The sequence below is a fragment of the Micromonospora sp. NPDC049204 genome (assembly GCF_040647935.1).
In the GTDB taxonomy this organism is placed as follows: Bacteria; Actinomycetota; Actinomycetes; order Mycobacteriales; family Micromonosporaceae; genus Micromonospora.
On sequence record NZ_JBEZDC010000001.1, the window covers coordinates 76,287 to 99,840 of the forward strand.

The following is a 23,554-nucleotide window of genomic DNA, read 5'->3' on the forward strand; positions in this document are numbered from 1 at the left end:
CCGAGGGTGCGTCGGGCACCTCACCGCCCAGCCCGCCAGCCCCGACCAGGCGGCGGATACGCCGCTGGCCGGCACCCGGTTTGCGGGGTGCCGGCCAGCGGTCCGTGTAGTGCGGTAGTGCGGTAGTGCGGTGGGTCAGCTGTTCCAGTGCTGGCTGACGAGGTCGGTGGCCTGCTGCTCCCACTGGGCGTAGGCGTCGGGGTAGGCGGACACCTGGACGGTCTGCGCGGCCTCGGTCAGGGGCATGTCCTGCCAGCCGTCGACCTGCTTGAGGCCCTTGAGGAACACGGTGGTGGAGTAGGCGGGGTCGGTGATCTGCTCCGGCGTGCCCCAACCGCTGGACGGGCGCTGCTGGAACAGGCCCAGCGAGTCGTGGTCGTTCATGTCGCCCAGGTGGCCGAGGTTGTCCAGCTTCGACTCCTGCAGGCTCGTCGCGATCGAGATCACCGCAGCCCGCTCGGGCAGGCCGGCCTTCTTCGTGGCGGCGATGATCGCCTTGACGTTGGCGGTCTTCTCCTCGTTGAGGTCGATGTGCGACTGCTCGCCCTGCGGCTTCGGCGCGGTGGTCTGCACGGCCGCCGCGACGGGCTTGCCCTCAACCGGGGTGGCGGCGTGGGCGGCGATCGGGCCGGCGAACACACCACCGGCGAACGCGAGACCAGCAACGGACAGCACGCTCTTACGCATGATCGTGTTCATGGGGGTAGCTCCTTCGGGGGTAGGACACCCCGACCGCCAAAAGGGGGGAACGGCGGCAGGGTGTGAGCACCTCGTCCGGCGCTGCACGTTCACAAGGGGGAAGTCTGAGGGGTAACACCCTCGCGGGCGTCGGAGTCGGCGACCTACCGAGCGGAGGGCTCAGGGCGCCGGGGTCCAGATGTAACGACCGGGGGGCCAGGGTCATTCCGGGGGGCGGCCCATCCATCGGCACCCACGTGAAGGCGATGCCTACGGTCGTTCGTGGGGACTACAACGACCCGACCGGGTCCCGCATTCCCACCCCCGGCGGGCCGGGCGGCCGGGCGGTGGTCCTGCGATCATCAGGGTGTGTAACGACCCCGACCCCGCCACGATTCCGCCCCACGGGTGCGCCCGGCCACAGCCCAGAACCCACCCTGACCGGACAAGACACCCACATCATCTCGCGCCCATGACCTTGAGCCACCAAACGAGCACGATCCACTCGACTTCAAGAAAATCGGGCTATCCCGGACCCACAGTCACCCCGATATCAAGAGAACCGAGTCGATCATGCCCGCCTAGGCGCGCACGGCCTCCGGCCACGCCGCGCGCGGCGTACGGGGGCCTCGGCCGGGGCGGGTTCACCCGGCGAGGCGGGAGCGCACCTTCGCGGCGCAGGCGTCCAGGACGGTCTGCGCGTCCAACCCCAGGCTCTCGATGGCCACCAACGCCGTGAAGGCGACGTCCGCCAACTCCGCCGCGACGTCCTCGCGGGTGTGGGTGACACCTTTGCGAGGATTCTGCCCGAGCAGACCGATCCACGCGGCGGACGCCTCCCCCGCCTCCTCGGTCAGCTTGAGGATGCGGCAGGTCAGTTCGGTCTGCCCGGTGCCGTTCGCCGTGTCCAGCCACGTGCGCGACGCTCGGGCCGCCTCCCAGATCAACTCGTCCACGCCGACAAGTCAACCCGACCGGCCCACCCCCACCGACAACCGGGTACGTCCGGCCGACCATCCACCAGCACGCGGCGCATACCGCTTGACCAGCCGATCAGCACAGCCATTGACACGTGTCGACGGCGGTCCTAGGTTCAGGGCGCTACCGGCCGGTAGGCAACCGTCCCGCCTGGTCGCCCCCAGGGCGACATCCGTCCGATGGGGAGCATCGATGCTGTCCGCACCCGTTCGTACCCTCCGCCGGCTGCTCGCCGCGACCGTGACGCTGACCCTGGCGGTCGGGTTGGCCGGTGCCGCGCCGGCCAGCGCCACCGGTCGCGACCCGGGCGGCGGCCAACCGCTGCCCGGCTACACCATCGAGAACCCGCCGTTGGCTCCGCTGGTCGTGGGCGGCAGGTCGACGACGGTACGCCAGGGCGTGCACCGCCACGCCGGCTACATCATCGAGGTCCCCGCCCGGTGGAACGGCAACCTGGTGTTGTGGGCGCACGGTTACCGGGGCCAGGGCACGGTGCTCTCGCCGGAGCCGCCCGCCTTCGGGTTGCGCGAGCGTCTCCTGGAGCAGGGGTACGCCTGGGCGTCGTCGTCGTACGACCGCAACGGCTTCGACATCCGCTCCGGCGTGCTGGGCACCAAAGACCTCGCCGACCACTTCGGACGGACGGTTCGCCGACCGCACCACACCTACCTGGCCGGGGTGTCGATGGGCGGGTACGTCATCGGTCGTTCGCTGGAGCAGTACCCGGGCTACTACGACGGGGCGCTGCCGATGTGCGGGGTGCTCGGCGATCAGACGCTGCTCGACTTCTACCTGGACTACAACCTGGTCGCACAGGCGCTCGCCGAGGTGCCGGCCCATCCCGCCCCGGCCGACTACCTAACCAACGCGGTGCCCCGCATCCAGGCGGCGCTCGGCCTGACGGGACTGACCCCCACCGGGCCGGACACCACCACCGAGCGGGGCAGGCAACTGCGGGCGATCACGGTGAACCGTTCGGGCGGGCCGCGTCCGGGAGCTGACGCCGCGTTCGCGGTCTGGAAGGACTTCCTCTTCTCGATCAGCGTGCCCACCAGCAGCGGCAACTCCCCCGCCCAGCGACCCGGTCAGCTGTCCACGAACCTGCTCACCCGGTACACCCCGAACAGCCCGGTGAACGTCAACGCCACCGTGCGGCGGGTCCCCCCGGAGAACGTCGTGCAGCGGCTCCTGCCGACGCTGACCGAGGTGCCGCGGATCGCCGGTCGGCCCACCGCGCCGGTGCTCAGCCTGCACGGCCTCGGTGACCTGTTCGTTCCGTTCAGCATGGAGCAGGCGTACGCCACCGACGTGGCACGCAACGGTCGCGGCAGGCTGGTGGTGCAGCGGGCGATCCGGGCCACGCAGCACTGCGAGTTCACCCCGGCCGAGGCCGGCGCCGCCTGGGACGACCTGGTGTCGTGGGTACGCACCGGCAAGCGCCCGGCCGGCGACACCGTGACGGACCCGGCCGTGGTGGCGCGGCCCGACTACGGCTGCCGGTTCAGCGACCGGGACGCGTACGCCGCCGGGGTTGGCACCCGCCGCCTCTACCCCGCCTGCTGAGCGGCGGGGTAACGGGAACCCCCGTCGACGGGTCGGCGAACACTCGTCGACGGGGGCAGCGCACGAGCCACCATCGACGGTAGACACATAGACCATGACGAACACCCTTGACCGTCGTACTCTCCTGCGGGTGGCCGGCGCATCGGCTGGCACCGCCGCGCTGGCCGGCGTCACCCTCGCCGGTGGCGCGCCGGCCCACGCGGCCGACGGCGCCTTCCAGCACGGCGTCGCCTCCGGTGACCCGCTACCGGACGGCGTCCTGCTCTGGACCCGGTTGACCCCGACCGCCGAGGCGCAGCCCGGCTCCGGCCTCGGCCCCGAGGTGGGCGTGACCTGGCAGGTCGCCGCCGACCCGGACTTCACCACGGTGGTGGCCGTGGGGACACAGCACACCGGACCGGCATCCGACCACACGGTGAAGGTGGTGGTGGACGGCCTGGCACCGGCCACCACCTACTGGTATCGCTTCGGCCACAACGGCGGCTGGTCGCCGGCTGGCCGGACCATGACGGCGCCACCGGTGGAGGCGGAGATCGACCGGCTGCGCCTCGGCGTGGTGTCCTGTGCGAACTGGGAAGCCGGCTTCTTCGCGGCGTACCGGCATCTGGCCGAGCGAGGCGACCTCAACCTGGTGGTGCACCTGGGTGACTACCTCTACGAGTACGGCAGCGGGGAGTTCGACGCGGGCGGCACGGTGGTCCGGCCGGTGCGACCCGCGCACGAGGTGCTCACCCTCGCCGACTACCGGATCCGGCACGCGCTCTACAAGACCGACCCGGACCTGCAGGCGTTGCATGCCGCAGTGCCGTGGGTGATCACCTGGGACGACCACGAGGTGGCCAACGACCAGTGGTCCGGCGGCGCGGAGAACCACACGCCGGGCACCGAGGGCCCGTTCACGGATCGGCTCGCCGCGGCGCGCCAGGCGTACCTGGAATGGATGCCGGTGCGGGTCGGGGTGAACGGCGCGATCTACCGTCGGCTGCGTTTCGGCCGGCTCGCTGAGTTGTCCATGCTGGACCTTCGCACGTACCGCTCACAGCAGGCGTCCGGGACCGCGGTCGACGACCCGGGACGCACCATCACCGGTGACACGCAGATGTCCTGGCTCAAGGCTGGGCTGGCCACGTCCAGCGCACGGTGGAAGCTGGTCGGCAACCCGGTGATGATCGCGCGGGTGGACGTCGGGGCTCTGCCCGCCTGGCTGCTCGGCCCACTGGGTGCCCTGCTCGGCATCCCGCAGAACGGCGCGGCGCTCAACACCGACCAGTGGGACGGGTACAACGCCGACCGCAACGAGCTGGTCGACTACGTGCGTGCCACCGGCACCCGTGACGTCGTGTTTCTCACCGGGGACATCCACACCTCGTGGGCCAACGAGGTGACCACCCGATCCACCGGGCCGAACAACCCGGCCGCTGCCGAGTTCGTGGTGCCATCGGTGACCAGCGACAACGTCAACGACTTCCTCGGCCTGCCCGCCGGCAACGCGCTCAGCGCGCTGGGTGCCGGCCTGCTGCGTTCGACGAATCCGCACGTTCGCTGGACCGAACTGGACGGGCACGGTTACGGCGTACTGGAGGTGACCCGCGAGCGGTGCCGGATGGACTGGTATCACCTGGCCGACCGCACCCGCGCGGCCAGCACCAGCCGGTGGGTCGCCGGCTGGTCGGTGGGTGCCGGGTCGGCGAAACTGCGCAAGGAAGGCGCGCCGCTGGCCTGAGACCGGTACGACGACGCCGGCCGGCCCCCTGCACGGGGGGCCGGCCGGCGTGTGTGTCGCGGGTGTCACCACATCTGCTGGACGATGTCCGCCGCCTGCTCCTCCCACTGCGCGTACGCGTAGGGGAAGGCGGAGACCTGGACGGTCTGCGCGGCGGCGGTCAGCGGCAGGTCCTGCCAGCCGCCGACGTTACGGAGTGCGGTGAAGAACGCCGTGGCGGCGTACTCCGGGTCGGTGATCTGCTCGGGCGTGCCCCAACCGGACGACGGGCGCTGCTGGAACAGTCCCTGCGAGTCGTGGTCGTTGTACGCCCCGAGGTGGCCGAGGTTGTAGAGCTTCGACTCCTGCAACGAGGTGGCGACGCCGATCACCGCGCCCCGGTCGCCGACGCCGGTCTTCTTGGCCGCGTCCACGATCTTGCGGGCGTTGTCGAGCTGCGCGTCGTCGAGCGGGATACGCGACTGCGCGCCCTCGATGCCGTGCGGAATGAGCTGGTCGCGGCTGGGCTTGCCGGCCGGCGGCTTGCCGGTGGCGGAGCCGGTGGTCAGCCCCGACTCGACGGGCTGCTCCTCCTGGTGCGCGGGGGCAGCGGCCTTGGCCTTGCCGGTGGCCAGGTCGATGGCGGCCACGGCGCCCTCGTGGGGGCCGGAGGTGACCGGGGCGGCGGCCGCGGTCGGCGCGAGTGCCAGACCGCCGAGGGCAGCCACACCCGCCACGCTCAGCGCGGTCTTGCGGTACGAGTCCTTGGCGATGGCGGGGAGCCATCGAGTGAAGTCGGCCTTCACGATGGTTCCTTTCGATCGTCGGAACGCTCCGGGGTGAACGCTCCTCGGGAGATGACCGCGGAAGAGGGTTTGGTGCTCCGGCGGTACGGGGACACAACCAGGTTCACGTGTCGGGCATTCCGGAAATGCCGGGGCGGGGGTCCGGGGTAGTGCCCGTCACCTGGGGACGTGGGACGGTCGACGCGACCGAGGACAGGTCGGCCCGAAACAGACGATCGACGCAGCGGGCGGATCAGGTGCCGTACGGCGTGCCGTAGCGGACCAGCACGTGCCAGAGCTGCTTCAGATGCTGAAGGGTGTCCGCGATCGGGCCGCGGTCCGCCCACCGGTGCGGTTCGGCGATCACCGAGGCAGCCGCCCGGCCGATCAGCGCCGCGTCCACCGGGGCACCCGGTCGGGCAAACTCCCGGTGCAGGCGCGCCGCCAGCACCGGGATGGCCGGACCCCGGAACTCGGCGTCGACCCGGTCGACGTCCAGCGCGAAGCCGGGGTGCCACCGCAGCGGAAAACCGTACCGCTGGGCGATCGATTCCAGCGTCGCGCCGGTCGGCGTGCCGGCGAAGGACGGGTCCACCACCAGTGCCTCGACGTCGTGCGCGAGGTCGAGCGGGCCGTGGATCTGGGCCTCCACGTAGTCGTCGAGCGCGCGCCCGACCGTGCCCTGCGCGCTCGGCGGGTCCAGCAGCGTCCGCGCCAGGGTGGCGATGTCCGTTCCGGCCCGGCCCAGGCACTCGCCCGTGCTGGCGACGCCGGCCAGCAGCCCGGCGAGCACCGCCTCGAAGGCGTCGGCCGTGCCCACCACGCCAGGGTCGAGATGGCTGTCGCCGAGGCAGAAGGTCGCTCGGGCCAGCACCGCCGGGCGCAGCCGCAGGTGGCAGGAGCCGAAGCGTGGGCAGGCACCGTCCGCGTGGTCGAGCAGGTTCAGGCCGCCGTACGTGGGCCGCTGCGCCGGTGTCACGCCGGGTCGCTGGTACGCGCCGTCGAACATCCGGCGCTCCCAGCGGTCCCGGTCGCCACCGGGGTACGCGGTGAGCCCACCGTTGGAGATCCCCGTGACGAACTGGCTGCGGTACGCCCCGTCCTCGGCCAGGGCGTCGGCGACGGTTCGGCCGTCGGCACAGAGCCGGTCGGGGTGGAAGTTGACGGTCAGCTGCCCGGACCGGATGGCCGCCAGCAGGTGCTCCGGTCGGCGGTCGACGTCCGCGGCGGCGAGGTGCCGGACGATGGTGGCCAGCGCGGCGGGGCGCTCGACCACGGCCACCGACCGTACGTACGCGACGGCGGCCGCCTGCGCGGGGGTGAGAGCAGCGGCGCGCAGGCCGCCCCGCTCAGACGTCGCCGTCACGTCCAGGGCCATCGTCGTCCGACCCGGTGCGCAGCTCCTGGAAGATGGTGATGTGCAGATCGGCCGGGGCGTCGAGGCGGGAGTTGAGCGACTGCCACGGCGTGCGGGTGGGCGGAGCGACCTCGCTCGCCCCGGCGGCGACCAACCGGGCCGTGGTCGCCTCGGCGTCGTCCACCTCGAAGGCCACCCGGAGGCGGGGCGCCACCTGTCGACCCACCTCGACCTCGTCGATCATGCGCTTCTGCGCCGGGTTGGCGATCTCCAGGGTGGCGCGGCCGGCGTCCAGGATCACCACCCGGGCGTCGTCGTCGCCGCTGAACGACGCCTCCTCCGGCAGGCCGAGCGCGTCGCGGAAGAACGCCACGGCAGCGTCGTGGTCGGCGGCCTCCACCACGAGTCGCAGCTGGCGGACAACAGGGGCGGGCGGGTCGGCGGCCATGTCCGGGATCCTAGCGCCACGCAGGGGTTAGGTTGGGAGCGTCCAGAGGGGAGCGACAGTGGTCGAGGCGGCGAGCGGTGACGCGTACCTGCTGCACCCGGTCGGGCGGGTCGCCTCGCCGCTGACCGACGCGGGGAGCGCGCCACGGCAGGGTGACGAGGGTGCGCCGGCCGCCTGGCTGGTCTTCGACGCGCACGTCGCGCCGGCGCTACGGGACCTGCGCGCCGGCGCGGAACTGTTGGTGCTGACCTGGTTGGACCGGGCACGCCGCGACGTGCTCGCGGTGCATCCGCGGGGCGACGAGAGCCGGCCCGAGACCGGTGTGTTCAGCACCCGATCCCCGCACCGACCCAACCCGATCGGGCTGCACCGGGTGCGGGTCCTGACGGTGGACGGCCTGCGGGTCCAGGTGGCCGATCTGGAGGCCCTCGACGGCACCCCGATCCTGGACGTCAAGCCGGTGCTGGGCGCGGTCGACGAGCGCTGAGCCGTCGACCGCGCCGCACACCGGGTCTCAGTGGCCCCGGGCGAGCCATTCGTCAAGGTGTGGCGCCTCCGCGCCGATCGTCGTGTCGGCACCGTGGCCGGTGTGCACGACCGTCTCCGCCGGCAGGGTGAGCAGACGGGTCCGGATCGACTCGACGATGGTGTCGAAGTCGCTGTACGAGCGGCCGGTCGCGCCCGGACCGCCGGCGAAGAGCGTGTCTCCGGTGAACACCGCACCCAGCTCGGGGGCGTGGAAACTGCACGCGCCGGGGCTGTGCCCGGGGGTGTGCAGCACCCGCAGCGTGGTGCCGGCCACCTCGATGCCCTGCCCGTCGTGCAGCTCGCCGTGCGGCGGCAGGTGCGGGTGGACCATGTCCCAGAGGACCCGGTCGGCGGCGTGCAGCAGCACCGGCGCGCCGGTCGCCTCGGCCAGCTCGGGCGCGACCCGTACGTGGTCGTCGTGGGCGTGGGTGGCCAGGATCGCCCGAACCCGCCGGTCACCCACCAGGGCGAGGATCGCGGCCACGTCGTGCGGCGCGTCCAGGACGACACACTCGCTGTCGTCACCGATCACCCAGACGTTGTTGTCCACGTCGAACGTCTGCCCGTCCAGGGAGAACGTGCCGGCGGTGACCGCGTGGTCGACGCGGGCGGTCATCAGAACACCACCACCGAACGCAGCACGTCGCCCTGGTGCATCCGGGCGAAGGCGGTCTCGACCTGGTCGAGCGCGATCTCCTCGGTGACGAACGCGTCCAGGTCGAGGCGGCCCTGCAGGTACAGCTCGGTGAGCATCGGGAAGTCCCGACTGGGCAGGCAGTCGCCGTACCAGCTGGACTTCAGCGCACCGCCGCGCCCGAAGACGTCCAGCAGCGGCAGCTCGATCTGCATCTGCGGGGTCGGTACGCCGACCAGCACCACCGTGCCAGCCAGGTCCCGGGCGTAGAACGCCTGCTTCCACGTCTCCGGTCGGCCCACCGCGTCGATCACCACGTCGGCACCGAAGCCGCCGGTGGCGGCCCGGATCGCCTCGACCGGGTCGGTCTCGGAGGCGTTGACGGTGTGGGTGGCGCCGAACTTGCGGGCCCAGTCCAGTTTGCGGCTGTCGGTGTCCACCGCGACGATCGTCGTGGCGCCGGCGAGGACCGCACCGGCGACCGCCGCGTCTCCGACGCCGCCGCAGCCGATCACCGCGACCGAGTCGCCCCGGGTGACGTTGCCGGTGTTCATCGCGGCGCCCAGCCCGGCCATCACCCCGCAGCCGAGCAGGCCCACGGCGGCCGGTCGGGCGGCCGGGTCGACCTTCGTGCACTGCCCGGCGTGCACCAGGGTCTTCTCGGCGAACGCGCCGATACCCAGCGCCGGGGCCAGTTCGGTGCCGTCGGTCAGGGTCATCCGCTGCTTCGCGTTGTGGGTGTTGAAGCAGTACCAGGGGCGGCCCCGGCGGCAGGCGCGGCAGACCCCGCAGACCGCACGCCAGTTGAGGACCACGAAATCACCGGGGGCCACGTCGGTGACGCCGTCGCCCACCTGCTCGACGATGCCCGCCGCCTCGTGGCCGAGCAGGAACGGGTACTCGTCGTTGATGCCACCCTCGCGGTAGTGCAGGTCGGTGTGGCAGACACCGCAGGACTGGATCCGGACGATCGCCTCGCCGGGGCCGGGATCGGGCACCACGATGGTGGTCACCTCGACCGGCGCGCCCTTGCTGCGGGAGATGACTCCCCGGACTTCCTGGCTCACTTCGCCTCCTGCTGGTGGTGTGCGGCAGGGCCGGGCGCCGGGTGGGCAGGTGTGCCACGGGCTCGGCGGTGGGCCCCCGGCGAACCTACCGCGACCACCACGGCCAGCCCAGCCGGCCGGACGGGTTATCGCGGGCGGTCCGGGGTACGCCTGCCGCATTCGACCACGGCCAACGGGGAGTGATCATGAAGCTCGCGCACCTGCCGCTTCGAGTCAGCATCGGCGCGTACTTTCTCAACTCGGGTCTGGGCAAGCGCAACCTGGAGGGCGCCGCCGCCGAGGGCATGCACGGGATGGCGGTCGCCGCCATGCCGCAACTCGGTCAGTTCGACCCACCGCGCTTCGCGAAGCTGCTGTCGTACTCGGAGATCGCCCTGGGGGCCGCGTTGCTCGCGCCGTTCGTCCCGACCCCCCTGGTCGGCCTCGGCCTGACCGCGTTCGGCGCGGGTCTGGTGCAGCTCTACCTGAAGACGCCGGGGATGCGCGAGCCCGGCAGCATCCGACCGACCCAGCAGGGTGCCGGGCTCGCCAAGGACGTCTGGCTCGTCGGCGCCGGGCTGACCCTGGTGGTGGAGGGGCTGACCCACGGCCGCCGACGCCGGTGAGCCCCGCCTGAGGAGCGGCGGTGACGAACTCCCGTTCGGTGCGGCCGTTCTACCGGCCGATGCGGCCCCATCGTCGCGACGAGCCACACCGCGCGGCCACCCCGCTGGAACTCCTCTTCGACCTCTGTTTCGTGGTGGCCGTCGCGCAGGCGGCCAGCAGCCTGCACCACGACGTCGCCGAGGGCCACCTCGGCCACGCCGCGGCCAGCTACGCCATGGTGTTCTTCGCGATCTGGTGGTCGTGGGTGAACTTCACCTGGTTCGCCTCGGCGTACGACACCGACGACGACGTCTACCGGATCACCACCCTGGTGCAGATCTCCGGAGCGCTGATCCTGGCGGCCGGCGTGCCACGCGCGTTCGCCGACGGCGACTTCGCCGTCATCACCTACGGGTACGTGGTGATGCGACTGGCCGCCGTCGTGCACTGGACCCGAGCCGCCGCCGGAGACCCTCGGCACCGCGCGGCGGCGACCCGCTACGCGATCGGCGTGACCGTGGTGCAGATCGGCTGGCTGCTGCGGCTCACGCTGCCCGCCGAGTGGGGCATCGCGACGTTCGTGCTGCTGGCACTTGCCGACCTGCTGGTGCCGGCGGTGGCCGAACGCCCCGGGATGACCCCCTGGCATCCCGGACACATCGCCGAACGGTACGGGCTGTTCACCCTGATCGTGCTCGGCGAGGCCGTCCTGGCCATCTCGATCGCGATCCAGACCGGGCTCGACGCCGGCGAGCACGACCTCTGGTCGCTCGCGGCGGCCGGCGCGGTCATCGTGTTCGCGCTCTGGTGGCTCTACTTCGACCGGCCCATCGAGGCGCCCGACCGGATGCCGTACTCCCTGATCTGGGGCTACGGCCACTACCTGATCTTCGCCGCGATCGCCGCGATCGGCGCCGGCCTGGCGGTGTCGGTGGACGTCGAGCGGCACCTCGCGCACGTCTCCGGGAGCACCGCCGGGTACGCGGTGGCCATTCCGATCGCCGTCTTCCTGCTCACGGTCTGGGTGCTGCACGTACGCCGGCAGCAGCACGGCGCGGTGGTCGTCGCCTTCCCCGTCGTCGCGCTGTTGGCACTGCTCGCGCCGCTCGGCCCGGCCCCGGTGTACGTGCTCGCGGCGCTGCTCGTCGCCCTCGTGACGCTGACCGTGCTGTTGCGCGGCCGCGACGTCGGGCCGAGCGCCGGGATCCACCCGTCCTGACTCGCCGGCGGACATCTCGGTGCCCGACTTCCGGTGCGGCACCGGGCGCGACGGCCCGAAGGTAGGCAGAATTGCGGCATGCCTCGCCGCCGATGGTTGCTGGCCGATCAGCTCGGGCCGCACTTCCTCGACGACCCTGACCAGCCGGTGTTGCTGGTGGAGGTCCGGGACCTCTTCCGCCGCCGACCGCTGCACCGACAGAAGGCGCACCTGATCCTGTCCGCGCTGCGTCACCGTGCCGCCGAGCTGGGTGACCGGGCGCTGCTGCTGCGGACCGACACGTTCCGGCAGGCGTTCGCGCGGGTCGGTGAGCCACTGGAGGTGTGCCATCCGCACTCCCGGGCGGCGCTGCGCTTCGCCCGGTCGGTGCCGGGCCTGACCGTGCTGCCACCGCGCGGCTTCATCACCAGCCAGACCGACTTCGCCGGCTGGGCGGACCGCCCGCGACGCGGCTCGTTGCGGATGACCGACTTCTACCGGGACGCCCGCCGCCGCCACGGCGTGCTGACCACCGCGACCGGGCCGGGACGGCGGCCGCGCACCGAGAGTCGCGCCGCGCCTGTCGCACCAACCCCACCGCCGCCGATCGTCGAGGATGACATCGACGCGGAGGTGCGCCGCGACCTGGACCGGTGGGCCGCCGACGGGGTGCGGTTCGTCGGCCGGGACGGTCCCCGGCGGCACCCGGCCACCCACACCGAGGCGCAGGCCCGACTCGCGCACTTCCTGACCCACCGGCTCCCCGCGTACGGCCGCTACGCCGACGTGATGAGCGGTACGGATCCGTTGCTCGCCCACTCGACGCTCTCGTCCTCGTTCAACCTGGGGTTGCTGCACCCGGAGCCGGCGGTACGCGCCGCCGAGCAGGCGTGGCGGGACGGCACGGCCCCCCGCGCGGCGGTGGAGCCGTTCATCCGAGGGCTGCTCGGCTGGCGGGAGTTCCTCTGGCAGCTCTACTGGTACTTCGAGCCGCGCTACCGGGGGGCGAACTGGTTGGCCGCGACCGAGCCGATCCCGCAGTGGTTCGCCGAGCTGGACGCCGACGCGGTGGAGGCGCGCTGCCTGGCCGACGTCCTCGCCGCCGTCCGGGATCGGGCCTGGACACACCACACGCCCCGGCTGCTGGTGCTGGCGAACTACGCGTTGCAACGCGGCTGGCGTCCCACCGAGGTGGCGGACTGGTTCCAGCGCTGCTTCGTCGACGGCACCGACTGGGTGATGAACGCGACGGTGATCGGCATGAGCCAGTACGCCGACCTGGCCCGGGTGGACACCCGCCCGTACGCGGTGGACGGCACCGACATCGACGAGATCAGCGACTACTGCGCCGGCTGCCGCTACACCCCGGAGCGGGCGCTCGGCGACCTGGCCTGCCCGTACACCGGGGGTTTCGAGAGTTTCCTGCACCGCAACCGGGTGCGGCTGGCGACCGATGCGCGCCTCGCCGCCGAGCTGGAGCGTCGCGACGACCCGGAGCACCGCGAGGCGGTGCTGGCCCAGGAGGAGAAGCGGGGCAGCACACCGCCGTGACCGCGCCGCCGGTCAGGCCACGTCGCGGACCGCGTCGGTGTCGCCGGGGCGTTGCGCCGGCACACCGGGGGTGGCGGCCGCCCGGCGGACGACGCCCCGGTTCAGACCGGCGACCAGCAGCCGGTTGTACGAGCCCGGCAGGACCCGGGCCAGCAGGTCCGGCAGCTTCGCCGACCAGCCGATCAGCACCCGGCCCCGCCGCCGCTCGACGCCGCGCAGGATCACCTCGGCGGCCCGCTCCGGCGCGATGGTGAGCAGCTTCTCGAACTGTGCCCGGCCGGCCGCGTACTCCTCGGGTGAGACGCCGCTGCCGATCCGGGCGTTCGCCGTGATCCGGGTGCGGATCCCGCCGGGGTGCACCGAGGTCACCCCGATGCCGTCGTCGACCAGCTCGTGGCGCAGCGCCTCGGTGAAGCCGCGCACCGCGAACTTGCTCGCCGAGTACGCGGTCTGCCCGGCCGGCGCGATCAGCCCGAACAGGCTGGAGATGTTGACCAGGTGCGCGCCCGGCTCCGCCTTCAGCGTCGGCAGCAGCGCGTGGGTCAGCTGCACCACGGCCCGGAAGTTGACGTCGATCACCCAGTTGAACTCGTCGAACGTCACCTGGTCGAACCGGCCGCCCAGGCCGACGCCGGCATTGTTCACCAACAGGCGTACCCGCGGGTGCCGCCTGCCGATCTCGGCGGCCACCCGGGCGGTGGAGTCCACGTCGGCGAGATCCACCAGGTACGTGTGCGCCTGCCGGTCCGGGTGGTCGGCACGGATCACGGCGGCGACCGCGTCCAGCCGCTCGGCGTCGCGGTCCACCAGGACCAGGTCGGTGCCCCGCTCGGCCAGCGCGTGCGCCAACGCCGCGCCGATGCCGCTGGCCGCCCCGGTGACCACGGCTGTCGCGCCGGTGAAGTCGAATCTCCGCACGGTCGCTGCTCCTCCGCTGACGGTCACCGGCGAGCAGCCGGACGGGTCGGTACGGGACGGTGGGTGGGCGCGGTGGCGCGGGAGAACCGCACCCCCTCGTCGGTGAGCCGACCGTGGCGCATCAGCAGCACGTCGCGGGCGTAGTTCTGGTGCAGCCGCCAGGGTGCGCGCACACCCTGGCGGGGCAGCGCGTCGACACCGCGCAGCACGTAGGAGGAGCGCAGGTCGATCAGCGGCACGCGCCCGTCGTCGGCGGGTGGCAGCGGGGTGACGACCTGCTGGCCGGTGCGGTCCAGGTGGCGCAGCAACCGGCAGACGTACCCGGCGACCAGGTCGGCCTTGAGCGTCCACGACGCGTTGGTGTAGCCGAGGGTCAGCGCGAAGTTCGGCACCCCGGACAGCATCATGCCCTTGTAGGCGACGGTGCCCGGGAGGTTGACCTCGGCGCCGTCCACGCGCAGGGTCAGGCCACCCAGGGCGAGCAGGTTGAGCCCGGTCGCGGTGACCACGATGTCGGCGGGCAACTCCGCACCGGAGGTCAACCGGACACCGTGCGCGGTGAACGTGTCGATGGTGTCGGTCACCACCGACGCCCTGCCCGCACGCACGGCCGTGAACAGGTCACCGTCGGGCGCCACGCAGAGCCGCTGGTCCCACGGGTCGTACCGGGGCGAGAAGTGCCGGTCGACGTCGTAGCCCACCGGCAGCAGGCCGGTCGCGGTCCGCCGCAGCGCCCGCCTCACCAGACCGGGGGCGCGCCGGCTGAGCTGGAAGGTGGCGGTGGACAGCAGCACGTTCTTCCAGCGCACCACCGGGTACGCGACGGTCGCCGGCAGCCGCCGCCGTAGCGCGTCGGCGAACCGGTCGCGCGAGGGCCGGGCCAGGACGTACGTCGGTGAGCGCTGGAGCATGGTCACGTGGGCGGCCCGCTCCGCCAGGGCCGGCACCAGGGTGACCGCGGTCGCGCCGCTGCCGATCACCACCACCCGAGCGCCGGTGTGGTCGAGGTCGTCGGGCCAGTGCTGCGGGTGCACCAGCCGCCCGGCGTACGCGTCGACGCCGGGCAGGGCCGGGGTGTATCCCTCGTCGTAGCGGTAGTAGCCGGTGCAGGCGAACAGGAACGAGCAGGTCAGCACGACGGTTTCGGCGGTGTCGGTGCGGTGCGCGTACACCGTCCAGCGGGCGGCGCCGCTGTCCCACTCGGCGCGCACCACCCGGTGTCGGAAGCGGATGTGCCGCCGCACGTCGTACTCGCGGGCGGTCTCCCGCACGTACTCCCGGATGGTGGCGCCGTCGGCGATGGCCTTCGGGGCGGTCCACGGCTTGAACGAGTAGCCGAGGGTGAACATGTCCGAGTCGGAGCGGATGCCCGGGTAGCGGAACAGGTCCCAGGTGCCGCCGACGGCGTCGCGCGCCTCCAGCACCGCGTACGTCTTGTCGGGGCAGTCCCGGCGCAGGTGGCAGGCGGCGCCGATGCCGGACAGGCCGGCGCCGATGATCAGCACGTCGACGTGGTCGGAGGCCATCGAGTTCCTCCATCCGGGGCGGTGCACGGACACTAACACCGCGCCCGGACGGCCGGAAACCGTCGTGTCAACCCTGGTCGGACGCCTTGCTGAAGATCATGATCCAGTTGGTCTCCCAGGTCTGCTCGCCGTCGACGGAGAACGCCTGCTCCCAACGGGCCGTGGTCGCGCTGATGTCCGACCAGATGAACCGGCACCGCACCGGTCGGCCCTCGTGCTGGTCGTCGGCGTAGAAGTGCCCCACCCCGTCGACGAAGCGGCCCACCATCGGCGGCAACCCCAGCACCCCGTCGACACTGCTCACCCAGTAGATCGACCACTCCTGCCGCGCCGGGTCGAAGACCCGGACGGTGGCGCCCGCGGAACCCTTGGTCGGGAAGGTGATCTCGTCGAAGTGGCCGCCGCCGCCGAAGAAGCCGTGCGCGACGGACACCCCGGGAAACTCCTCCCACTCGTCGGAGCCCACCAGCCGCTTGCGCAGCCGCCGGTTCACCACGTTCCAGGTGCCCACAAAGAAGTCGAAGTCGCCCATCAGTGGCCCACCGGCCCTTCTGCTCGCGTGTCGTTGAGATATCCAGTCAGGTCGGGGGCCTCCGGCGCAAGCACGTGCCGAACCCAGGCGGCCCGCTCGTGTTCCAGCACCGCCAACTCCCACACGCACCCGATCGCGGGTCGGCGGACCGTCACGAAGTGGGTCGGGTCCTCGTCCGGGCAGTCCAGCGCCGGCTGCCCGGCCGCGGCGACCCGGACCTCCACCGCGTTGTCCCACACCCAGGAGTACGCCAGCAGGTAGGCGCCGCTGTCCGCGCCCCGGTGCAGCACCACCCACCCGGCGGCCGGGGTGCCGTCGTCGACGAGGTCGACGAGCAGCAACGGCATCTGCTCGTACGCGGCCTTCTCCACCTCCGGTTCGATCGGCTGCTCCGGCTGGTCGATGTGGTACCGCTTGAACTGTCTGCCGCCCACGGTCACCGGTCCGGGGGTGCGAAGTTCCTTGTCGCGAAATGCCATGCCGGGACGGTAGGTCAGGTCCCCTGACAACTAGTGTCAGTGAAGTGCGGGCTTCTCGACTTCTCTCGTTGCTCCTGCTGCTCCAGCAGCACGGCCGGTTGACCGCCGCACAGCTCGCCGAGCGGCTGACCGTCTCTCCCCGCACGATCTACCGGGACGTGGACTCGCTGCACGCCGCCGGCATCCCGCTCTACGGGGAGGCCGGGCACGCCGGCGGCTACCAACTGGTCGACGGCTGGCGAACCCGGCTGACCGGGCTCACCGCCGGGGAGGCCGACCGGTTGTTCCTGGCCGGGTTGCCCGGTCCGGCCGACGAGCTGGGCTACGGCGACGTGGTGGACGCGCTGCGACTGAAGCTGCACGCCGCGCTTCCCGCTCCCCTGCGCGACCGGGCGACCCAGCTCCAGCAACGCTTCCACCTGGACACCCCCGGCTGGTACGCCGACGGCGACGCCTCCCCCGAGCTGACCCGCACGGCCGAGGCGGTCTGGCAGCAGCACCGCGTCGAGGTGCGCTACCGCGGGTGGAACGGCGAGGTGACCCGGGTGCTGGAGCCGTACGGCCTGGTGCTCAAGGGCGGCCGCTGGTATGTGGTGGCCGACCAGCCCGGCCGAGGCGCTCCGGCGACCTACCGGGTCAACCAGATCCTCGCGCTGACCCCGCTGCCGCAGGAGTTCGTCCGACCGGCCGACTTCGACCTGCCGGCCTGGTGGCAGGCACACGTGGTGCAGTTCCGGGCCCGCCTGCACCGCGACGAGGCCACCGTCCGGCTCTCCCCCGCCGGCCGGCAACGGCTGCGCGAGATCGGCAGCGATCCGGTGGTGACCGCGATGGACGCCAGCGCCCAGCCGCCGGACGCGCGGGGCTGGGTGACCGCGGTGCTGCCGATCGAGTCGCTCACCCACGCCCACGGCGAGTTGCTCCGCCTCGGCGCCGACGTCGAGGTGCTGACCCCGGTCGCGCTGCGCGAACGCCTGGCGGCCACCGCCGCCGGGCTCGCCGCCCTCTACGAGACTCACCGACAGGACGACCCCGCCAACGGCGTGACGTAGGTCGCTCGCGTTGGTCGGTGGCACCGGTCTGGGAGACTCTGGCATCGTGGACGCACTCTCGGTACGGGGACTCAGCCGCAACTTCGGCGACCTGGTCGTGCTCGACGACGTGAGCTTCACGCTCCCGGCGGGCCGGATCGCCGTGGTGCTGGGCCCCAACGGCAGCGGCAAGACCACCCTGCTGCGTTGTGTGGTGGGCGCGGACCGGCCGGACGCGGGCGAGGTGCTGGTGCAGGGCCGCCGGGCCGACGAGACCGATCCGCAGGTGCGGGCGCTGGTGGCGGCCGCCCTGGACGACATCGACTTCTTCCCCGACCTGTCCGTGGTCGAGCATCTGGAGCTGGTCGCGTACGCCCACGGGAGCAACGCCGAGCCGGTCGAGGAGGTCCTGGCCGAGTTGGGTCTGGAGCCGGCCCGCGACCAGCTGCCGGTGACCCTGTCCAGCGGGCAGCGCCGCCGATTGGCGCTGGCGTCCTGTTTCGTCCGGCCACGCCGGGTGCTGATCCTCGACGAGCCGGAGCAGCGCCTCGACGTACGCGGGCGACAGTGGCTCGCCGACCGACTGCTCCGGGAACGGGCAGCGGGCACCGCCGTGCTGCTGGCCTCACACGACCCGGAGCTGATCGACGCGGTGGTCGACGAGCGCATCGAGATCGGCCGGTGAGCGCCCCACCGGCCACCATCGCCGACACGCCGACCGGGGTGCCCACCGCCCGGCAACTGCGTACCCACCTGCGCCGGGCGCGCAGCCGACACCACGATCACTCCTTCGGCGACGTGCTGGGCGACGCGTACGTCATCGTCCTGTTCACCGGCATGTACGGCTGGTTCGCGATCAGCGCCAGCCGCGACCTGCTGGATTCCCCGACCGTGGGGCAGGCGGAGCCGGGGGTGCGCTGGTGGCTGGCGCTCGCCGCGCTGCTGGCCGGCGCCGGCCTGGCCTGGCGTGGCCTGCGCGCGCTCGGCCCGCTGCTGGTCACCCCGGCCACGCAGAGCTGGGCGACGAGCGCGCCGGTCGACCGGCGGGCGTGGCTGGCGCCGCGGTTCGTCCTTCTGCTGGTCGGCGCCGCGGCGGGCACGGCGACGCTCGGGCTGGCCGTGGCGGCGCTCGGCGGGGTCAGCGATCCGGTGGCGCTGGGCTGGGCGGCCGCGGCCGGCGCGGGGTGGGGGGCTGCGGCGCTGGCGCTCAGCGTCGTCGCCCAGAGCAGCCGGGCGGGTCGGCGGTGGCCGGCGGTGGCCGGCGCGGCGCCGATGGTGGCGGCTGCCGTCGTCACCACCGCGGTGGTGCTCCTCGGTCACCTCGGTGACGGGCTGCCCCGGCCGGCGGCGACGCCGACCGTCGCGCTGTTCGCCCTCGCGCTGCCCCTCGCCGGGCTGGGCACGATCCGCGCGGTCCGCGCGCTGCCCCGGGTCGACCGGGCCACGCTGACCACCGGCGCGCAGTTCGCCAACGCCGCCGCCACGGCGACGATCCTGCTCGATCCGAGCCTGCTCACCGGCCTGGTGGAGAGCCGACGGTGGCGTCGGATCGGCCGGGTCCACAGCCGCCGGTTCCTGCCCGGCCCCGGCTGGTGGGCGTTCCTCCAGGCGGACGTGCGCCGGTTGCGCCGCCACCCGAGCGCCCTGCTGATCTGGGCGACGCTGATCGGCGTGCAGTACGCCGCCGCGCTCGCCCTGCCCGGGTTGGCCGGGGCCGCGCAGGTGGTGTTCGCCTACCTCGCCGCCAACCGGTTGACCGGTGGCCTGCGGTCGATCAGCCGGTCACCCGGACTGCGCCGGGCGCTGGGCGGCAGCGACGACCTGCTGCGCGGGGTCCACCTGGTGGTGCCGGCCGTCGGAGCGGGCCTGTGGTGGTTGCTGACCCTGCCGACCGTGGAGCCGGGGCCGTCCTGGCTCGCGCCGACGCTGGCGCTGGGAGTGGTGGCCGCCGCGTTCCGAGCGGGCACCCGCCCGCCGATCAACTACGGTGGCGCGACTGTCAACACGCCGTTCGGCATGATCCCGGTCGACCTGCTGCGGCAGGGCTCACGTGGGCCGGCGCTGCTCGCCGTGCTGGTGCTGGTGCAGCTCTTCCTGGGCTGAGCGATTCCGTTCTCGGCCCGCTCAGCCCGAGCCTGCTGGGCCGTCCAACCAGCGGACCATGGTCAGGAGAGTCTCGATCTGCGATACACGGCCCCGGTCGTCATCCTCTTTCGATCGCTTCGCGTACGGCCGGGGCGATCTCTCTGGCCCAGCGACTGAGGGAGACGATGTCCGGCGTGCCACCGCTCGGTGAGAAGAGCGTGAAGCCGGACGCCCCGTGCTCCAGTACGGCCCCGGTCAGCTCCTCGATCCACTGTCCGACCGAACCACCGGTCCAGCGGCCGTCGCGGTCACGGGTGGCAGCCATCGGCCGGTCGGTGATGCGTCCGGGAAAGTTGAAGACCGTACGGATCTCTCGCGGATGGCGGCCCACGGCCGTTGCCGCTTCGTCGATGACCGGCCGCGACACCCTGTATCGCTCGCTGAGCCAATCCGCAGCGTGGCCAGGGATCCAGCCGTCGGCCACCCGGCCGGTGGCGGCCAGGGATTTCTGGCCGACCGATCCGGTCCAGACGGGGGGCGCGGCCACCGAAGCCGGCTCGATCTGGTTCACCTGGTATTGGCGTCCCCGGTAGGTGACCGGCGGACCGCCGCCGGACAGCATCTTGACCAGGATGATCGCCTCCTCGAAGGCAACGACGGCGTCGGCCGGTGACAGCTTCGGCACTCCCATGTCGACGATTCGGTCCCACAGCCCGCCCGCTCCCATGCCGAGCACGATCCGGCCGCCGGAGAGCGCCGACAGCGACGTGACCGTCCGCGCCAGCATGGGAGCGGGCCGGGTCGGCAGGTTGGTGACGTTGGCGAAGCCCGAGATGCGCTGCGTGCGGCCGAGGATGAATCCGACGGTGGCGTACGCGTCCAGGCGCCCGCCGAGGTAGGGATGGTCCGACAGCGAGAAGATGTCCAGTCCGTCCTGGTCGGCCTGTTGGGCCATACGCAGCAACTCCGGCCCCTCATCGATGCCGCTGTGCGCGCCAAAGCCGAAGACGACCTCGTGTACCGACAATGCACTGCCTTTCATTCGAGGGGCCGGGGCAGCGAACGGACCGTCGGGAGAGGGCAGCCGCCCGACAGCGCCGGCAATTCAGTTCGCTGCACGAACCATATTGGTTCGCAACACGAACTGCAAGCAGCCTCTCATGAGCACGGGATCCCGGTTTCAGGGCTTGCGAGCGGTGAAGGCTCCGTCGCCCGGCTCCAGAAACACCACCGGAACCTCGTTGTCCAGCACGACGCGGCCGAGCAGACCGGCGAGTGTGGCGCGTTCGGCGGCACCGAGCCCCACCGGCAGGTTGCCGATCCGCCGACAGGTCTCGGCATAGAATTCCTCGGCGAGCCGGTCGCCGTGCGGAGTGAGCGCGACCCGCACCGCACGCGCGTCCTGCGGGTCTGGTTCGCGCCGGACCAGGCCGTTGCGCTCACTGCGGTCCACCAGGCCGGTAAGGCTCGACTTGGCCAGCCTCAGCACCGCACCCAATTCACCCATGCCGTATGGACGCGCCATCAGCACACACAGCAACTGTCCCTGCTGCTGCGTCAGGCCGTACCGCTGGGCCGACTCGGCGTACACGGCATTCACCAAGAACGTGGACCGCACCAGCGCGGCCACAATACCGATCTGGTCATCATCACGCTTGCCCACTCAACCAGGGTACATCAGCGCACCTGATAATTCGGGAGACGAACTGTCGGGCGTTGTGCATCCTCAATCGCCGCTGAACGCGGCCAGGACGCTTGGCGGTGGCCGACCGCGAGGGCGATCTGCGCGATGCCCTCCTCGATCTCGGTCGTCGTACGGGCCGCGTAGCCGAGCACGAGGCCCGGCCGGTAGGGACGCTGGCAGTGCCAGGACAGCGGTTGCACCTTGACCCCCCGCGCCAGCGTCGCCGCCGCCAGGTCGGTGTCGACCACGTCGTCGTCCAGCGTGATCATCAGGTGCAGACCGGCCGCCGCGCCGTGCACCGTCGCCGATGGCAACTCGCGGGCCAGCGCGGCGATCATGGCGTCCCGTCGGCGGATGTGTCGGCGGCGCAACAGCCGCAGATGCCGCTCGAAGGCGCCAGAGGTCAGCAACTCCGCCAACACCAGTTGCGGGAGTACGGCGTTGCCCAGGTCGGCGTTGCGTTTGGCGGTCACCACCGCCGCACGCAGTCGCGGCGGCACGAGCAGCCAACCGACCCGCAGGGCGGGGGCGAGCAGTTTGGAGACGCTGCCGGCATAGCAGACCTGCTCGGGCAGCAGGCCCCGCAGCGCCGGCACCGGTGAACGGTCGTAGCGGTGCTCGGCGTCGTAGTCGTCCTCGATGATCAGACCGCCGGCCCGCGCCCAGGCGACGAGGTGGCGGCGGCGGTCACCGTCGAGCACGACGCCGGTCGGGAACTGGTGTGCGGGGGTGAGCATCACGGCCGGCACACCACTGGCGGCCAACTCGTCGACGCGCAGCCCGGCGTCGTCGACGGTGATCGGCGGGGTGCCCATCCGCCAGTTGTTCAGGTGCTGACGTACGCCGAGCGAACCCGGGTCCTCGACCGCGATTCGGTCGACGCCGGCTGCGGTGAGCGCCTGGGCGAGGAGCCCGAGCGCCTGGGAGACGCCGGCCACGATGATCACCTCGGTGGGGTCGACGCTGATGCCCCGGTTGCGGGCCAACCAGGCGGCGACGGCCTGTCGCAGTGTCGGCGCGCCGCACGGGTCGCCGTAGCCGAGGTCGGACGCGGCGAGGCGACGCAGCACGGTCCGCTCGGCGCGTAGCCAGTCGGTGCGGGGAAAGGCGGCCAGGTCGGGTACGCCGGGCGTCAGGTCGATCGTCGCGCTCGCCGCGCGTACCGCGTCGAAGATGTCGCTGCCCGGCGCCGGCGGGAACAGTGCGGCCGGGGGCGGCACGGCGGCCGGGGCGGTCACCGGCGCGGCGGGCGCGGCGACGACGACCGTGCCGGCCCGGCCCCGGCCGGCCACGTGACCCTCCTCGGTCAACCGCTGGTACGCCTCGGTGACCACACCCCGGGAGACGCCGAGGTCGGCGGCGAGCACCCGGGTCGGGGGCAGCCGCTCACCGGTCGGCACCCGCCCGTCGGCGATGGCCTGACGCAACCGGTTGGTCAACCAGTCGGCCCGGCCGCCCGGCGGCGCGTCGGCGATGGCCAGGTGCAGAAAGTCCGACCCCGCCGTTATGGACCTGTCGGATGCCCTCGGTTTGGCTCTGCTCACCGGACCATCTTGGCAGCAGAGTGGACACGGGGACCCACCCCACCGAACCCATCGGAGGACGACCGTGACCATTGCCTTCCTGGTCACCACGCTGGTCGTGGTGGTCACCCCGGGCACGGGGGTGTTCTTCACCCTCTCCGCCGGGCTGTCCCGGGGCGCCCGAGCCGGCGTGCTGGCCGCGTTCGCCTGCACGCTGGGCACCCTGCCGCACCTGCTGGCGGCGATGACCGGGCTGGCCGCGCTGATGCAGACCAGCGCCGTGGCGTTCGACGTCGTCCGGTACCTCGGCGTCGGGTACCTGCTCTATCTGGCCTGGTCCACCGCACGCGACCGCGACGCCTTCACGGCGACTACCGACGCCGCGCCCCGCTCGGCGACTCGCGTGATCATCTCCGGCGTGGTGGTCAACCTGCTCAACCCGAAGCCGACGCTGTTCTTCGTCGCGTTCCTGCCCCAGTTCGTCGACACCGCCACCGTCGGCTCGACCCAGGCGATGCTCGCCTGCGGCGCGGTGTTCATGCTGCTCACCTTCGTGGTGTTCAGCGGCTACGGCATCTTCGCCGCCCGGGTGCGGGACCGGGTGCTCACCCGCCCCCGCGTCACCGACTGGCTGCGCCGATCCGTCGCCGGCACGTTCGTCGCGCTCGGCGTGACCCTCGCCCTCACCCAACGATAGGAGTT

The 23,554-nt window shown here is 72.4% G+C and carries 24 protein-coding genes; 10 read left to right on the forward strand and 14 right to left on the reverse strand.

The features are described 5' to 3' along the window. Positions 1 to 135: 135 nt before the first annotated feature. The gene (locus AB0A90_RS00385; RefSeq protein ID WP_357239201.1) at positions 136 to 699 is read right to left on the reverse strand and encodes a hypothetical protein; all 564 of its coding nucleotides are present in this window, start codon (positions 697 to 699) and stop codon (positions 136 to 138) included. A gap of 623 nt (positions 700 to 1,322) precedes the next feature. Beyond that, a complete protein-coding gene (locus AB0A90_RS00390; protein ID WP_357239204.1) occupies positions 1,323 to 1,634 on the reverse strand; it encodes a MazG-like family protein in 312 nt (103 codons plus the stop codon). A 214-nt stretch (positions 1,635 to 1,848) separates the two neighbouring features. On the opposite strand from AB0A90_RS00390, the gene AB0A90_RS00395 reads away from it, so the two are divergent. Continuing rightward, complete coding sequence (locus AB0A90_RS00395; protein ID WP_357239207.1) at positions 1,849 to 3,219, forward strand: hypothetical protein; 1,371 nt, start codon at positions 1,849 to 1,851, stop codon at positions 3,217 to 3,219. 94 nt (positions 3,220 to 3,313) lie between these two features. Further along, positions 3,314 to 4,942: an alkaline phosphatase D family protein gene (locus tag AB0A90_RS00400; RefSeq protein ID WP_357239210.1), complete on the forward strand. Its 1,629-nt coding sequence runs from the start codon at positions 3,314 to 3,316 to the stop codon at positions 4,940 to 4,942. Between the two features lie 65 nt (positions 4,943 to 5,007). On the opposite strand, the gene AB0A90_RS00405 is transcribed toward AB0A90_RS00400, so the two are convergent. The 3 genes from AB0A90_RS00405 to AB0A90_RS00415 all read right to left on the reverse strand — a co-directional run bounded on the left by AB0A90_RS00405 (position 5,008) and on the right by AB0A90_RS00415 (position 7,511). Further along, on the reverse strand, positions 5,008 to 5,727 hold the full coding sequence (locus AB0A90_RS00405; protein ID WP_357239212.1) for a hypothetical protein: 720 nt from the start codon (positions 5,725 to 5,727) through the stop codon (positions 5,008 to 5,010). A gap of 232 nt (positions 5,728 to 5,959) precedes the next feature. After that, entirely contained in the window at positions 5,960 to 7,072 is a 1,113-nt protein-coding gene (locus AB0A90_RS00410; RefSeq protein ID WP_357239215.1) for a DUF3626 domain-containing protein, read from the reverse strand. Continuing rightward, entirely contained in the window at positions 7,056 to 7,511 is a 456-nt protein-coding gene (locus AB0A90_RS00415; RefSeq protein ID WP_357239218.1) for a VOC family protein, read from the reverse strand. The genes AB0A90_RS00410 and AB0A90_RS00415 overlap by 17 nt, the downstream gene beginning before the upstream one ends. Before the next feature lie 58 nt (positions 7,512 to 7,569). On the opposite strand from AB0A90_RS00415, the gene tsaA reads away from it, so the two are divergent. After that, positions 7,570 to 7,998, forward strand: a complete 429-nt coding sequence (tsaA, locus tag AB0A90_RS00420; protein WP_357239221.1) for a tRNA (N6-threonylcarbamoyladenosine(37)-N6)-methyltransferase TrmO — start codon at positions 7,570 to 7,572, stop codon at positions 7,996 to 7,998. Positions 7,999 to 8,025: 27 nt separating this feature from the next. Here the strand turns inward: tsaA and AB0A90_RS00425 are convergent, their stop codons facing one another. Then, complete coding sequence (locus AB0A90_RS00425; RefSeq protein WP_357239224.1) at positions 8,026 to 8,655, reverse strand: MBL fold metallo-hydrolase; 630 nt, start codon at positions 8,653 to 8,655, stop codon at positions 8,026 to 8,028. Beyond that, positions 8,655 to 9,740, reverse strand: coding sequence for an S-(hydroxymethyl)mycothiol dehydrogenase (locus AB0A90_RS00430; protein WP_357239227.1), 1,086 nt, complete (start codon positions 9,738 to 9,740; stop codon positions 8,655 to 8,657). The genes AB0A90_RS00425 and AB0A90_RS00430 overlap by 1 nt, the downstream gene beginning before the upstream one ends. Positions 9,741 to 9,925: 185 nt before the next feature. Between AB0A90_RS00430 and AB0A90_RS00435 the strand changes: the two genes are divergently transcribed. From AB0A90_RS00435 to AB0A90_RS00445, 3 genes are all read left to right on the forward strand, one after another. After that, positions 9,926 to 10,345 (forward strand): hypothetical protein, encoded by a 420-nt coding sequence (locus AB0A90_RS00435; RefSeq protein ID WP_357239231.1) that lies wholly within the window; start codon positions 9,926 to 9,928, stop codon positions 10,343 to 10,345. A gap of 20 nt (positions 10,346 to 10,365) precedes the next feature. Next, the gene (locus AB0A90_RS00440; protein WP_357239234.1) at positions 10,366 to 11,544 is read left to right on the forward strand and encodes a low temperature requirement protein A; all 1,179 of its coding nucleotides are present in this window, start codon (positions 10,366 to 10,368) and stop codon (positions 11,542 to 11,544) included. A gap of 78 nt (positions 11,545 to 11,622) precedes the next feature. After that, entirely contained in the window at positions 11,623 to 13,074 is a 1,452-nt protein-coding gene (locus AB0A90_RS00445) for a cryptochrome/photolyase family protein (protein ID WP_357239237.1), read from the forward strand. Positions 13,075 to 13,086: 12 nt separating this feature from the next. Here AB0A90_RS00445 and AB0A90_RS00450 read toward each other — a convergent pair whose 3' ends face one another. The 4 genes from AB0A90_RS00450 to AB0A90_RS00465 all read right to left on the reverse strand — a co-directional run bounded on the left by AB0A90_RS00450 (position 13,087) and on the right by AB0A90_RS00465 (position 16,529). Continuing rightward, entirely contained in the window at positions 13,087 to 13,992 is a 906-nt protein-coding gene (locus AB0A90_RS00450) for an SDR family NAD(P)-dependent oxidoreductase (RefSeq protein ID WP_357239240.1), read from the reverse strand. A 23-nt stretch (positions 13,993 to 14,015) separates the two neighbouring features. Further along, the gene (locus tag AB0A90_RS00455) at positions 14,016 to 15,518 is read right to left on the reverse strand and encodes an NAD(P)/FAD-dependent oxidoreductase (protein ID WP_357239243.1); all 1,503 of its coding nucleotides are present in this window, start codon (positions 15,516 to 15,518) and stop codon (positions 14,016 to 14,018) included. A 67-nt stretch (positions 15,519 to 15,585) separates the two neighbouring features. Then, the gene (locus AB0A90_RS00460; protein ID WP_357239246.1) at positions 15,586 to 16,050 is read right to left on the reverse strand and encodes a hypothetical protein; all 465 of its coding nucleotides are present in this window, start codon (positions 16,048 to 16,050) and stop codon (positions 15,586 to 15,588) included. Then, positions 16,050 to 16,529, reverse strand: coding sequence for a hypothetical protein (locus tag AB0A90_RS00465; RefSeq protein ID WP_357239249.1), 480 nt, complete (start codon positions 16,527 to 16,529; stop codon positions 16,050 to 16,052). Before AB0A90_RS00465 ends, AB0A90_RS00460 begins: the two co-directional genes overlap by 1 nt. Positions 16,530 to 16,573: 44 nt before the next feature. Between AB0A90_RS00465 and AB0A90_RS00470 the strand changes: the two genes are divergently transcribed. From AB0A90_RS00470 to AB0A90_RS00480, 3 genes are read left to right on the forward strand one after another with little or no spacing between them, the layout of a single operon-like run. Continuing rightward, positions 16,574 to 17,581, forward strand: a complete 1,008-nt coding sequence (locus AB0A90_RS00470) for a WYL domain-containing protein (RefSeq protein ID WP_357239252.1) — start codon at positions 16,574 to 16,576, stop codon at positions 17,579 to 17,581. Positions 17,582 to 17,627: 46 nt separating this feature from the next. Next, a complete protein-coding gene (locus AB0A90_RS00475) occupies positions 17,628 to 18,245 on the forward strand; it encodes an ABC transporter ATP-binding protein (protein ID WP_357239255.1) in 618 nt (205 codons plus the stop codon). Continuing rightward, positions 18,242 to 19,663: a DUF6297 family protein gene (locus tag AB0A90_RS00480; RefSeq protein WP_357239258.1), complete on the forward strand. Its 1,422-nt coding sequence runs from the start codon at positions 18,242 to 18,244 to the stop codon at positions 19,661 to 19,663. The genes AB0A90_RS00475 and AB0A90_RS00480 overlap by 4 nt, the downstream gene beginning before the upstream one ends. A gap of 100 nt (positions 19,664 to 19,763) precedes the next feature. Here AB0A90_RS00480 and AB0A90_RS00485 read toward each other — a convergent pair whose 3' ends face one another. The 3 genes from AB0A90_RS00485 to AB0A90_RS00495 form a co-directional block, all read right to left on the reverse strand. Next, positions 19,764 to 20,672: an LLM class flavin-dependent oxidoreductase gene (locus AB0A90_RS00485; RefSeq protein ID WP_357239261.1), complete on the reverse strand. Its 909-nt coding sequence runs from the start codon at positions 20,670 to 20,672 to the stop codon at positions 19,764 to 19,766. Positions 20,673 to 20,825: 153 nt separating this feature from the next. After that, the gene (locus tag AB0A90_RS00490; protein WP_357239264.1) at positions 20,826 to 21,308 is read right to left on the reverse strand and encodes a MarR family transcriptional regulator; all 483 of its coding nucleotides are present in this window, start codon (positions 21,306 to 21,308) and stop codon (positions 20,826 to 20,828) included. Positions 21,309 to 21,322: 14 nt separating this feature from the next. Continuing rightward, entirely contained in the window at positions 21,323 to 22,873 is a 1,551-nt protein-coding gene (locus AB0A90_RS00495) for a PLP-dependent aminotransferase family protein (protein ID WP_357239267.1), read from the reverse strand. Positions 22,874 to 22,937: 64 nt separating this feature from the next. On the opposite strand from AB0A90_RS00495, the gene AB0A90_RS00500 reads away from it, so the two are divergent. Further along, positions 22,938 to 23,549 (forward strand): LysE family translocator, encoded by a 612-nt coding sequence (locus AB0A90_RS00500; RefSeq protein ID WP_357239270.1) that lies wholly within the window; start codon positions 22,938 to 22,940, stop codon positions 23,547 to 23,549. Positions 23,550 to 23,554: the final 5 nt, after the last annotated feature.